We start from the raw sequence: 13,447 nt of genomic DNA on the forward strand, positions 1-13,447 counted from the left end.
CTATTTTTTGCTATCGGCTTTTTTAGCGGCAGCTTTTGTGGTTACTTCGACAGCACCATTCTTGGCCACCTGACCGTATTTATCGGTAGCATCTTTGCCTGTAAGTTTTCGAATATTGACAATCCCCTTAGTATTTATTTTTTTGACATCTACGTTCTTTTGAATCTCGTCATCAACGACAACTATAGGTGAATCTTTCTTACTCCAACTTTCTGGAGAACCGAATAAACCTGTGGGTGTCCCAGGTTGTTTTCCCTGATCTCGTGATGGTTCTTTGGCGGTTTTTTCATCACCTTTTACTCCATGGTTAAATTGCTTTGTTACGATTAAAACTGCACCATTTTTGGCTTGTTCACCATAGATAGCCGTAGCACTATTATCTTTAAGAACACTAACACTTTCGATACTTTTAGGGTCTACACCATCCATATCAGATTCCTTGATTATAATACCATCTAGCACGTACAAGGGCTTTGGTTCATTTCCACTCGATGCTTTTATTTTAGTGATCGTGCTATCTCTTTGAAATGTACCGCTACCTGTTACTTTTTTAGTGGTTGATGGACTATCTTTAGTGGTCACTAGTAAAACCCCATTCTTTCCTTTTTCTCCGTATGCTGCAGTAGCAGAACCATCTTTCAAAACCTCAATTCTTTCGATATCATTTGGGTTGACGTTTTTAAAATCCTTTGGTAGCATCACCGTTCCATCAACAACATACAATGGATCGCCGCTCTGTTTTCGGATCGTTATTCCTGAGTTAGCCCCTTCCGGTGTATTGCTCCTATCTTTTTTCACAATCACCAAAGTCGTATCATCATTTTGTGCTTCTATTTTCTTTAACCCTTTGGCTCTTGGATCATTTGTATCTACCATAGCAAACTTTTCTCCTGCAAAAATATCATCCAAGCACAGAGCGCCTGTATCTGTTATTGGTGCGTCATGCATTAAAAAATCATTGCTTAGCACACTGATTTTCCCCTTCTCGACCGCATCGTGGATATTCGCCTCCACTTTGTTTACCGTGAATGCTGCTGACGCGAGCACCAATACAGGTATGAGCATCGCATATTTGCTCAACTCCAATTTGGAGGAGCGCTTTTTATTCATCATCATAATTCTTTGTTTTAACATTTTAAAATTGAACTTATTTGTGATCGGGGTAGCTAATCCCGTTCTGTTAACATGCAATAGATTGTATTGATACGTCTGGCGGTCAATCCCTAAATCTAGCACTTGCTGATCCGTCAGGAATTCTAAATTCTGATGAATGGCTTTGCGCATTATGAAAACCAATGGATTGTACCAGCAGCAGGTATATACCAATTCTGTCAAGAGGACATCTAAGGAATGCAAGCCATTGGTATGCACCAGTTCGTGCTTGAAAATATGGGTAAGCTCTTGCTCATCGTGCTGCTTGCGGTACAGGTATATCTGCCGAAGAAAAGAAAATGGTGCCACCGGAAAACGCACATTCCGATAGGAAAACGTATGCCATAAGGCCGAAGAAGAATTCCAGTGCACACGCAAGACACTGGCCGACTGAATCAGCAGACGCAAGAAAAAGAAAGTAGCTCCTGCCGCCACCGCAACAAGCAACACATTATTGATACTGTACAGATTGTCTGGTGCTGGCGTCGACACAAAATTCGGCATAAAATCCACCAACTCACCGATGGGTTCGACATGGCGCGTAAACCAACTTTTGACATCTAAAAATGGATAGATAAAACTGAACAACATGCCCACCAAAAAATAACCACGATTAAGGTTGTAAAAAGTGAGCCCTTTGAGCAATAATATATAACCGAGATACACGATGCTCAACAAGACATTGACCTGCAGAATATAGATTAATAGATTTTCCATGTTACGAGGATTTATTGTTTTTGATCATGTCGAGGATTTCTTCTAACTCTGCGGATGATAAGCGCTCTTCTTTGATGAAAAAAGACACCATATCTTTATACGAATTATGGAAATAGTTGCCTACAAAACCATTCATAAACTTCCCTTTATATTCCTGTGCAGAGATCAACGGCTCGTAGCGTTTCGCATTTCCCGCCTTTACCGCTTGCACATAGCCTTTCTTTTCTAGGTTGCGAACGGTCGATGCCAAGGTGGTATAGGGCATTTCTTCTGTGGATTGTAGATTTGCTAGGATGTCTCGAATGAATCCGCCTTCGGTTTCCCAGATGGCGCGCATCGCTTCTTCTTCTTGTATCGTAAGTTTTTCCATATCTGTATCAGTAGATTACACAATGTTACGAAAAGTTCGTAGAAACAAAAAGCTTTTCAAAAACTTTTTACGAAAAAATCGTAGATAGCTGTTTTATCACCTTTCACGAAGTTTGTGTACCTGATCATATATGACGATTTCATGTTAATTTAATGCTTATCGACAGCCGAACTGTTTTTGATTTTTTATACATTTGTAGAAATCGAGTCAGAAAATTATGTCAGATAATAAAGCTTCAATAAACTTAAATGGGCAATCCTACGATCTTCCTGTAATCGTCGGAACCGAAAATGAGAAAGCAATAGATATCTCCAAACTGCGAGATCAATCCGAATTCATCACATTAGACCCAGGTTACAAAAACACGGGTGCTACCAAAAGTGCGATCACGTATTTAGATGGAGAGAATGGTATATTACACTATCGTGGTTATCCTATTGAGCAACTTGCAGAGAAATGCTTATTCTTAGAAGTTGCTTATTTATTAATATATGGTGAGCTACCAACGAAACAAGAATTAGAAAGCTTCCGCGCGGAGATCAAAGAACAAACGTTGATCCACGAAGACATGAAGAATTTCTTCGCAGGTTTTCCTTCGCAATCTCACCCAATGGGACAGTTATCATGTCTTGTAGGTGCATTATCTGCGTTTTATCCAGAATCTTTAAATCCAAACGCGACTAAAGAGGAAGATAATAAAACCATGATCAACCTATTGGCCAAAATGCCAACGATTGTTTCTTGGATTCACAAAAAATCAATTGGACATCCAATTGTATATCCTAAGAAAGATTTGAATTACGTAGAGAATTTCATGAATATGTTATTCTCTGACGTTACTGCAGAAAGTTCTTTCGATCCTGCGATAATCAGTGCGATGCAAAAACTATTGATTCTGCACGCAGATCACGAGCAAAACTGTTCTACATCTACGGTTCGTATGGTAGGTTCTTCGAATGCCAACTTGTACGCTTCTATCGCTTCTGGTATTAATGCGCTTTGGGGTCCGCTACACGGTGGTGCTAACCAAGCCGTAATCGAGATGTTGGAAGCGATCAAAGAAGATGGTGGTGATGCGGATAAATATTTGGCGAAAGCAAAAGATAAAAACGATCCTTTCCGTTTGATGGGCTTTGGTCACCGTGTTTATAAAAACTTTGATCCGCGCGCTAAGATCATCAAGAAAGCGTGTGATGACATTTTAGAAAAGCTAGGTATCGACGATCCTGTTTTGGATATCGCAATCCGTTTGGAAGAAGCCGCTTTGAACGATCAATATTTCATCGATCGTAAATTGTATCCAAACGTAGACTTTTATTCGGGTATTATTTACCGTGCCTTGAACTTCAAGCCAGAAATGTTTACAGTATTGTTCGCGTTAGGTCGCCTACCGGGATGGATCGCACAATGGAAAGAGATGCGCGAAAACAAAGAGCCAATTGGCCGCCCAAGACAAGTATATACCGGCGAAACGAAAAGAGACGTCGTAGATATTGAAAAACGATAAATCGATATAAATAAGAAGAAAAGCACCTCGATAGGTGCTTTTCTTTTAACTAACAAACTATGCTCAGACTATCTAACCTACTGCTCCAAAAATACAGGATGATCGCAGCTATTGCGATTGCATTTTTCTGCACTTCACTAAACGCCCAAGCACAATATGGAGGCTATCCATATGAGCGCAATATGCGCCTTGGCTTAGTTTTTAATCCAAATATTAGCTGGTTTAATTTTGACAACGCATCATTTAATGGCAGTTCGAGTTACCGTTTTGGATACGGATTGTTAGCAGATTTTGGATTTTCCAGAAACTATTACTTTTCAACTGGACTCATTTTAAATGATCTGCGAGCCGAACGAGAATTACAGCTCGATGGCGGTTCGCCTTCTGTGGTAAACAATACGGTTCGCATAAAATATGCGGAAGTGCCACTAACAATCAAGCTTAAAACAGAAGAAAGAGATTATGGCCGTATATACGGACAGTTTGGGGTGACTGCCGGCGTTCGCGTATCGGCTAGACAAAGGACCGATTTGCCCGGTGCGGAGCATCAATCGCTTTCTGGCACTGATTTAGTACGGTTAGGATTGCAGATTGGCACCGGAGTGGAATGGAATTTGGGCGGCAACTTGGGATTGCTGACAGGTGCAGCGTACAACAACGGTTTTACCCGCGCTATCCGCAACGGTGGCGAGCCAAAGATTTCCTACGTAGCACTCCAAGTCGGTTTATTATTTTAACATACTACTCATGAAAATTGCTTTAGCTCAACTCAATTATCGTATTGGAGATTTTGAAACGGATACCGCAAAGATTATAGAAACCATACACAAAGCTAAAAAGCAAGGAAACGAACTGATCATCTTTGCTGAATTGGCTATTGGTGGATATCCTGCTAAAGATTTGTTGCGCAATCCAGCCTATCTGAATGCCTGCGAGAAGGCTTTGCACGAAATTGCGAGTGCCTGTTGCGACATTGCTTGTATCATTGGTGCTCCAATCCGTAACAATCACTCCGAAGGAAAGCATTTGTTTAATGCTGCACTAGTTATTGAGCAAGGTGAAGTAAAGCATACAGTTAAGAAAACGTACTTGCCGGATTATGATGTGTTTGATGAATACCGTTATTTCGAACCCAACAAAGATGTGCATTGTGTGACGATCGGCGACACAAAAATTGCCTTGACGATCTGCGAAGATTTGTGGGACAATGGGGTGGATAACACGTATATGGGTGATATCATTCAAGATCTAGCGGTAGAAAAACCTGACTTGATCGTGAACATTGCCGCCTCTCCTTTTTCATACACACATCACCAAACGCGTTTGGATATTATGCGGCGCGCGGTGTTGCGCACACAGGCACCTTTGATCTATCTGAATCAAGTAGGAGCGCATACTGATATTATTTTCGATGGCCGCTCTTTCGTGTTGGATAGCAATGGCGATGTGGTTACGGTTTTGTCGGCTTTTGAAGAGGACTTTGCAGAACTAAGTTTAGTGAAAGGTGGATTTCAGCTGAAGGAACATCGAGAAGTATACCTGCCGGGATCGGAAATTGCACAAATCCATGCAGCGCTGGTCTTCGGTTTAAAAGAGTATTTTACTAAATCCGGTTTTAAGAAAGCGGTTTTAGGATTATCTGGTGGACTTGACTCTGCAATTGTCGCCGCATTGGCGTGTGAAGCGCTAGGTGCAGACAATGTATTCGCAATTTTGCTGCCTTCCAAATATTCCTCGGATCACTCGCTTAAAGACGCTTTGGATTTAGTGTCCAATACCGGTTGTAATCATCACATAGTGCCTATTCACAGCATGGTAGAAGCTTACGACGAGACGTTGAGCGACCTTTTTAGTGGCTTGCAACCTGATATTACCGAAGAAAATATACAAGCACGTATTCGTGCGACCATTTTGATGGCTACAGCTAATAAATTTGGTTATATTTTGCTAAATACGTCCAATAAAAGTGAGGCATCAGTAGGTTATGGCACCTTGTATGGTGATATGGCTGGCGCAATCTCTGTGATCGGCGATGTCTACAAATCACAGGCGTACCAACTGGCCGAATACATCAACCGCCATCACGAAATCATTCCAACAAATACAATCGTAAAACCGCCTTCGGCGGAATTAAGACCGGATCAAAAAGACGCTGACTCCCTACCCGATTATGAACTATTGGACAGCATCCTCTACCAACTGATCGAGCAGCAGAAATCCGGTCAAGAAATCGTACCGTTAGGGTTTGACGAAGAAATGGTGTTACGCGTACAAAATATGCTCAATAGAGCGGAATTCAAACGCTTCCAAGCACCACCCATCCTACGCATAAGCCCTAAAGCTTTTGGCCCCGGTCGTGTCATTCCTTTGGTTGCTAAATATCCAAGTTAATCGAGCGTCATTTCAACAGATTAACCAACTGTTATTTAGGAAAAATTTTATCTTTGAATCACGTTTGATTCTTGTGTAGGCCAGATTAGATTTCTGCGCACAAGATGAAAAAACATTTTTATCCTCATCAAAAAACAGAATTTAGTTTATGGAATCATACGATTTTGGTATAGTAGGACTTGGCGTAATGGGTAGAAACCTATTATTGAACATGGCCGACCATTCTTTCGCAGTAGCTGGATTAGACCTTGACACCGAAAAAGCAGCTTCACTACAGTCAGAGGCAGCAGAAAATCATAAAATCAAAGCGACGACCGACGTAGCTACTTTTGTAGAAGCTATTCGCAAGCCCCGCGCTATTATGCTATTGGTTCCGGCTGGCAAGCCTGTAGATAGTGCCATCGAAAGTTTGCTTCCGCACCTGGAAGAAGGCGACATTTTAGTCGACGGCGGAAACTCGTATTTTCCAGATACCGAAAGGCGCTATACGTACCTTTCCGAAAAGAATATTCACTTTTTTGGAATGGGAATCTCCGGTGGAGAAAAAGGCGCTCGATTTGGCCCAAGTATGATGCCCGGTGGTGACGATGTTGCTTACGAGCGCTTGCGCCCGATTTTTGAAGCCATCTCTGCCAAAGTCAATGGCGATCCTTGCGTAGCGTACTTAGGCAGTGGATCTGCAGGTAACTATGTTAAAATGGTGCACAATGGTATCGAATACGGGATTATGCAACTGTTAGCAGAGGTGTACGACTTGATGAAACGTGGTGCAGGCATTGCAGACGAAAAGATACAAGAGACGTTTGCCCAATGGAACGAAAGCGAATTGCAATCTTTCTTGGTAGAAATCACGGGCGAGATCTTGAAACAGAAAGACGAAGATGGTACACCATTAATCCACGCGATCTCCGACTGGGCTAAATCCAAAGGAACAGGAAAATGGACTTCGCAAAATGCCATGGATCTGCAAGTACCCGTACCAGTGATCGATGCCGCGGTGAATATGCGCGACATCTCCAAATACAAACCAGAACGTATCGAAGCGGCGAAACAACTGACTTGGGAAGCCACTTCCTCGTCTGACGTGGCAGAAGATCAACTGTTAAAACAGCTGAAAGATGCATTTCACGCGGCTATGCTGCTCACCTACGCACAAGGATTGGCACAGCTTACGGTTGCATCCGATACTTATAAATACGGATTAGAATTAGAAACGGTGACCAAAATCTGGCGCGGTGGATGCATTATTCGCGCAGCGGCATTAGAAGATTTTAGACAAGCCTACCAACGTAATCCAGACTTGCGCAACATCCTATTGGATGCGCAGATCGGACAACAATTGTTGGGCTTACAAGAGAATTTCCGCGCGGTGATTAACTTCGCAGTAGCGAAAGGTATTCCAGTAGCAGGGCTAATGAATGCTTTGGCCTATTTTGATGCATATCGTTCGGCTAATTTGCCAACGAACTTGATACAAGCACAACGGGATTATTTTGGAGCACATACCTATGAGCGTATCGATCGCGAAGGTATCTTCCACACACAATGGGGCTAAGGCCTAGTGTATTATCTGTCTACACATGAAAACAAGTAAAAAAGCGAGACCAGCGATTATCGTCATCTTCGGAGGAACAGGCGATCTGGCAAAGCGGAAACTAATTCCTGCCTTTTATAATCTTTTTCTGGACGATTGGATGCCTGAAAAATTTGCCATCATCGGGTTGGGAAGAACTGCGCTCGACAATGATGCCTATCGCGAGCATTTGAAGGAAGGATTAACCGAGTTTTCGCGGACGGGAGCACCCGAAGCGGATAAATGGGCGATCTTCAATCCGCAGGTGAGCTACTTCCAATCGAACATTGAAACGCCAGAATCCTATCAAGAGTTGGCGGCTCAATTAGATGCCCTAGATGCCGAATGGGGCGAGCGGGCAAATCGTTTGTTTTACCTATCGGTCGCGCCACGTTTCATTGGCGCTGCCACCTTAAATATCAATGCATCAGGCTTGGCCAGCGTACCAGAGCAAGATCGTATCGTAATTGAAAAGCCTTTTGGCTACAACAAAAAAACAGCAGTTGAGTTGAATCAACTACTAACCCAAACTTTCCAAGAGCATCAAATCTATAGAATAGATCATTATCTAGGTAAAGAGACGGTACAGAATATTCTAGCATTTCGTTTTGGAAACGCGCTTTTTGAGCCTTTATGGAATCGCAATTACATTGACTCGGTACAGATCACGGTAGCCGAACAGGTTGGCGTAGAAAATCGTGGTGAATATTACGAAGGTGCAGGCGCGCTACGCGATATGATCCAGAATCACTTACTACAGATTTTGTGTATGGTGGCGATGGAAACTCCTGCCTCGTTCAAAGCCGAAGAAATTCGTAACCGAAAAGTGGATGTTTTGCGTTCGATCCGGCGTATCAAACCCGAAGAAGTTAGTCGCTATGCCGTACGTGGCCAATACCACGAAGGTTGGCTGCAGGGCAAAAAAGTACCCGGCTACCGCGAGGAACAAGGTGTAAATCCAAAATCAAATACAGAAACTTACGCTGCGATCAAGTTTTATTTGGACAACTGGCGCTGGCAAGGCGTGCCGTTTTACCTGCGTACCGGTAAGCGCATGCAAGAGAAGCATTCGTCGATCACCATTCAGTTTAAACCGGTACCGCACTCTACATTTTCAAATGGCGAAGCTGCGGAAAATCTGATGCCAAATCGGCTAACGATTAATATACAACCACAAATGGACATCCGACTGCGCTTCATGACGAAAAAGCCAGGATTAAGTATGAGTTTGAATCCTTCGGAAATGATTTTCGATTATGATACCTGCTCTACACAATCTCCAGAAGCGTATGAGACCTTGCTGTTAGATGCCTTAAATGGTGATGCAACCCTGTTTATGCGTTCGGATCAGGTAGATGAAGCTTGGGATGTGATCACGCCAATTCAGGAAGCTTGGGAAAGCCGGGATTCTTTGGATTTCCCAAATTATGCTTCGGGAACTTGGGGACCGGAAACAGCAGAAGTACTGGTGGCACAACAAGGACATGTATGGGCCGTAAATGCTTTACATAAAACGAAATCAAAAGACGAAAACTGTGATTAAAATCTACGCACAACCAGCCGATATTCATCCCGCTGCAGCAGATCTTTTTGTAGCGGCAGGCCAAAAGGCAATAGCTGAAAAAGGAAAATTTAGCGTGGCATTGACTGGCGGATCTTCGCCTGTAGAATTGTACAAACTTTTGGCCACACCAGCTTACTTGGATCAGCTCGACTGGACCAAAGTATTTGTGTTCTGGGGCGATGAGCGCTGGGTACCATTAACGGATTCGTTAAGCAATGCCAAAATGGCTTTCGAAACATTACTACAACAAGTGCCTTTACCAGAAGATCAGATTTTTCCAATGTACGACACAGATCGTTCGCCAGAGGAATTTGCTGTTATCTACGAGCAACAGTTAAAGCAGGTATTGGGTGCAGAAGGACAATTTGATTTGATTCTGCTCGGCATGGGCGACGATGGACATACTGCATCGCTGTTTCCACATACCGACGTATTGCACGAAAAGACAAAATGGGTGGATGCTTATTACCTCACGCCCCAGCAGATGCACCGCATCACGCTGACTGCTCCGTTGATTAATAAGGCAAAACAAATAGTGGTCATCACCTTTGGTGAAAAGAAAGCTCCGGCCTTACATGAAGTGTTAGAAGGCGCACGCAATTCAGAAGAATATCCTTCTCAATTGCTAAATCCGACCTCGGGAGAGTTGCTGTTTTTGGTTGATCAGGCAGCAGCTTCGAAGCTGTCAGATTCGGTCACTTCCGATTAGATATTGATGTCCCTGTTATCATAAAAAGCCTAACAAACTATTTTATTCGTAGTCTGTTAGGCTTTTTACTGGAAGGAGATTGCGGAAATGAAAAATGTGAATCAGTACACGAATACTATCTATTGGCGATTTCAATTTTCTACCAATATTTTAAAACAACGTTATTAAACCTTTAATATATTAACATGTCAAACAGCACAAGATAGACACTTGTTAGCATCTAAAAGTCATGAAAAAATACATACTACACTTTAGCCTTTTGTTGGCTGTCACGCTTTTGTTTTCGGCGTGTCGTACCAATAAGTTCAACACCACCAAGGTGATGAATAAAGATTTCACCCAATATCGCACGTACGGTTGGTTAGCGCCTATTGATTCTTTATCCAAAGATTATTTTTCTAACGATATCGCTCGGGAGAATATTATGATCGCGGCTAACACCGAAGTAGAGAAATTGGGTCTTACGTATTCTAAAGAAAATCCAGACATTTTATTCCGCTATATCGCCATCGTCAACAACAAAAGTCGCTTAATCTGGTCTAATGGAGGCTGGGGCGGCTGGGGAATGGGACCTTGGGGCTGGGGTGGCGGCTGGGGCTGGGGCATGGGCTGGGGAGGCGGTTGGTCTCAACCAGTTGGTCGCGAAGGCTATCGCTATGCTCATATCATTGTCGAAGCAGTTGATCGTAAAGAAGATGCCGTAGTTTGGCAAGCACGTGGATCAAGAGAAGTACGCAATCCTGAGCGCGCTATCAACAAATTACCAGGTATAATTCAGGGAATCTTTAAACAATATCCAAGTCGGAAATAAATGCTATAGACAATCGTTTAGTTATAAAGATACTGACGATTGATCGTCTATATCCCTAGAAAAAGGGGAAAGTGTACAAAACTTTCCCCTTTTTCTATGCGCAAAATATGCGTAAATTAGTTTGGGTTATTGTTGCGATTAACTTTATTGGTCATTGTGTAATGGTAAACCTTAATCAACACCAAGATAAAAAACGAACGAACCCCTATCCGATTATGACGAAATTGACAGAAGACCAAAAAGAGGAATTAGTTGAAAAATTAGAAAAACGGTTTAGGGAAAATGAAAAAAGACACCCTAAATTGATATGGCATGATGTACTAATTAGGTTAGAGAGCGCCGATGATGCAGCCTTGTATGCGCTTTATGCTATGGAAGATAGTCAAGGTGAACCCGATGTGATTGGTACGGATGCGGATACAGGTAAGTTGATCTTCTGCGACTTTGCCCCAGAAAGTCCCACAGGCCGACGCAGTTTATGTTATGATCAGGAAGCTTTGGACTCCCGAAAACAAAATAAACCAGTTGATAGCGCCGTAGAAGTAGCCCGAAGCATGGGCATAGAATTGTTGGATGAGGAGGCATACAAAAGACTTCAAGAAGTGGGTAAATTTGACACTAAAACTTCCAGTTGGTTGCGCACGCCAGCGGAGTTCCGTAAGCTAGGAGGCGCGCTATTTGGCGATTACCGCTTTGGTCGTGTTTTTATCTATCACAATGGTGCAGAATCTTATTATAGTGCGAGAGGGTTTCGTGGATTTATTCATATATAAGATAGCATAAGGAGAGAAAGTGCAAACTTACCTCCTTACGCTATCATCCGCGCATTATTTAGTCGATTAATTTACCCTTGGTACTATTTCGCACTTGCTCAAGCGTAACCCCTTCGTGCAATTCGACAATCTTAAAGCCGCCCTCGGGTATGATATCAAATACTCCTAACTCGGTCACGATCTTCTTGACGCAACGCAAACCCGTTAGTGGCAGCGCACAAGATGGCAGTAATTTAGATTCGCCTTGTCGGTTCACGTGCTGCATGGCTACAATAATATTTTGAGCACTGGCGACCAAATCCATGGCGCCTCCCATACCTTTCACCATCTTTCCCGGAATTTTCCAGTTCGCGATATCACCATTTTCAGATACTTCCATCGCTCCTAAAATGGTCAAGTCCACCTTTCGTGAGCGGATCATACCAAAGCTCATGGCCGAGTCAAAGAAAGCTGAGCCTGGCAACGTGGTGATGGTTTGCTTTCCTGCATTGATATAATCAGCATCCTCCTCTCCTTCCGACGGAAAAGGCCCCATACCAAGCAATCCATTTTCACTTTGTAGCACGACATGAATATCATCTGGGATGTAATTGGCCACTAAAGTCGGTATGCCGATTCCCAAATTCACATAATAACCATCCTTTACTTCCTTCGCAATTCGTTTGGCAATTCCATATTTATCCAGCATATCATTCGTATTTTTTGATGATCATCGCACTAGCACCGCCACCGCCATTACATATAGCGGCTAACCCGTACGTGCCACCTTCTTGCTTTAATACGCTACTTAAAGTCACGAGTATGCGTGCGCCACTACAACCGAGCGGATGGCCTAGCGCGACCGCACCACCGTACACATTGATCTTTTCTGTAGCTAATCCCAAGATTTTGGCATTGGCTAACGCCACTACGGAGAAAGCTTCATTGAACTCAAAGTAGTCGATATCATCTTTCGTCAGACCAGCTTTTTTAAGCACCTTCTCTGTAGCAATGCTCGGCGTCGTGGTAAACCATTCTGGATCTTGCTCTGCATCAGCATAAGCAATCACCTCGGCGATGGGTTTTAACCCAAGTTCCTTTACTTTCTCTTCACTGGCCAAAACCAAAGCTGCCGCACCATCACTTAGCGTAGATGCATTGGCCGCTGTAATCGTTCCTTCTTTACTAAAAGACGGTCGTAGTTGTGGAATTTTACCGATATTGACTTGTCGGAATTCTTCATCTTCGGTAACCACCGTATCTCCTTTACGACCGGCCACCGTTACTTCGACTACCTCGGCAGCAAACTTGCCACCATCCCAAGCCTGTTTACTACGTTCGTAGGATGAAATTGCATATTCATCCTGCTGTTCTCGCGTAAATTCATATTTCGCCGCGCAGGATTCACCGCAATTTCCCATCGCTTGCTCTGAGTAGACATCCGTCAAGCCATCTTTTTGCAAGCCGTCAATCAGCTTTTGATGACCATATTTGGCGCCCCAACGTGCCGAAGCATCGTAAAACGGCACTTGACTCATGCTTTCCATTCCGCCAGCCACAACGATATCGGCATCGCCTAGCAAGATTTGCTGCACACCAATAGATACCGCTTTCATACCGCTGGCGCACACTTTATTAATAGTCGTGGCTGGCACATTGTCTGGAAGACTTGCTTTGCGAGATGCCTGCCGCGCTGGCGCCTGACCTACATTTGCTGACAGTACATTTCCCATCAAAATCTCATCCACTTGATCTGTCGCCACACCGCTTTGCTGGAGTGCCGCATCGATCGCTTTTGCACCCAAATCGGTCGCAGCGATCGACGCTAGTTCGCCGCCGAAACCGCCAATTGGGGTACGTTTGGCGGCAACAATAAATACTTTTTTTGTTGTGTTTTGCAT

At 43.4% G+C, this 13,447-nt stretch carries 12 protein-coding genes; 8 read left to right on the forward strand and 4 right to left on the reverse strand.

What is annotated here, in order from left to right:
• Positions 1-1,869, reverse strand: a complete 1,869-nt coding sequence (locus tag GKO22_RS11735; RefSeq protein ID WP_166335257.1) for a M56 family metallopeptidase — start codon at positions 1,867-1,869, stop codon at positions 1-3.
• 1 nt (position 1,870) lies between these two features.
• Positions 1,871-2,239 carry a BlaI/MecI/CopY family transcriptional regulator gene (locus tag GKO22_RS11740; RefSeq protein WP_166335259.1) on the reverse strand — a complete coding sequence of 123 codons (369 nt, stop codon included), beginning with the start codon at positions 2,237-2,239 and terminating at the stop codon, positions 1,871-1,873.
• Between the two features lie 217 nt (positions 2,240-2,456).
• On the opposite strand from GKO22_RS11740, the gene GKO22_RS11745 reads away from it, so the two are divergent.
• From GKO22_RS11745 to GKO22_RS11780, 8 genes are all read left to right on the forward strand, one after another.
• Entirely contained in the window at positions 2,457-3,746 is a 1,290-nt protein-coding gene (locus tag GKO22_RS11745) for a citrate synthase (protein WP_116774096.1), read from the forward strand.
• Between the two features lie 59 nt (positions 3,747-3,805).
• On the forward strand, positions 3,806-4,483 hold the full coding sequence (locus GKO22_RS11750; protein WP_166335261.1) for an outer membrane beta-barrel protein: 678 nt from the start codon (positions 3,806-3,808) through the stop codon (positions 4,481-4,483).
• Between the two features lie 10 nt (positions 4,484-4,493).
• On the forward strand, positions 4,494-6,137 hold the full coding sequence (locus GKO22_RS11755; RefSeq protein WP_166335262.1) for an NAD+ synthase: 1,644 nt from the start codon (positions 4,494-4,496) through the stop codon (positions 6,135-6,137).
• Between the two features lie 148 nt (positions 6,138-6,285).
• Positions 6,286-7,692, forward strand: a complete 1,407-nt coding sequence (gndA, locus tag GKO22_RS11760; protein ID WP_166335264.1) for an NADP-dependent phosphogluconate dehydrogenase — start codon at positions 6,286-6,288, stop codon at positions 7,690-7,692.
• Positions 7,693-7,717: 25 nt separating this feature from the next.
• A complete protein-coding gene (gene zwf, locus GKO22_RS11765; RefSeq protein ID WP_166335266.1) occupies positions 7,718-9,253 on the forward strand; it encodes a glucose-6-phosphate dehydrogenase in 1,536 nt (511 codons plus the stop codon).
• Positions 9,246-9,983, forward strand: coding sequence for a 6-phosphogluconolactonase (pgl, locus tag GKO22_RS11770; protein WP_317165711.1), 738 nt, complete (start codon positions 9,246-9,248; stop codon positions 9,981-9,983). Before zwf ends, pgl begins: the two co-directional genes overlap by 8 nt.
• Before the next feature lie 229 nt (positions 9,984-10,212).
• Complete coding sequence (locus tag GKO22_RS11775; protein ID WP_166335270.1) at positions 10,213-10,794, forward strand: DUF4136 domain-containing protein; 582 nt, start codon at positions 10,213-10,215, stop codon at positions 10,792-10,794.
• Between the two features lie 215 nt (positions 10,795-11,009).
• Positions 11,010-11,567 (forward strand): DUF4256 domain-containing protein, encoded by a 558-nt coding sequence (locus GKO22_RS11780; RefSeq protein WP_166335271.1) that lies wholly within the window; start codon positions 11,010-11,012, stop codon positions 11,565-11,567.
• A 58-nt stretch (positions 11,568-11,625) separates the two neighbouring features.
• Here GKO22_RS11780 and GKO22_RS11785 read toward each other — a convergent pair whose 3' ends face one another.
• Positions 11,626-12,255: a 3-oxoacid CoA-transferase subunit B gene (locus GKO22_RS11785; protein ID WP_166335273.1), complete on the reverse strand. Its 630-nt coding sequence runs from the start codon at positions 12,253-12,255 to the stop codon at positions 11,626-11,628.
• Between the two features lies 1 nt (position 12,256).
• The gene (locus tag GKO22_RS11790) at positions 12,257-13,447 is read right to left on the reverse strand and encodes an acetyl-CoA C-acyltransferase (protein ID WP_166335275.1); all 1,191 of its coding nucleotides are present in this window, start codon (positions 13,445-13,447) and stop codon (positions 12,257-12,259) included.

Source organism: Sphingobacterium chungjuense (genome assembly GCF_011316935.1).
GTDB lineage: Bacteria > Bacteroidota > Bacteroidia > Sphingobacteriales > Sphingobacteriaceae > Sphingobacterium > Sphingobacterium chungjuense.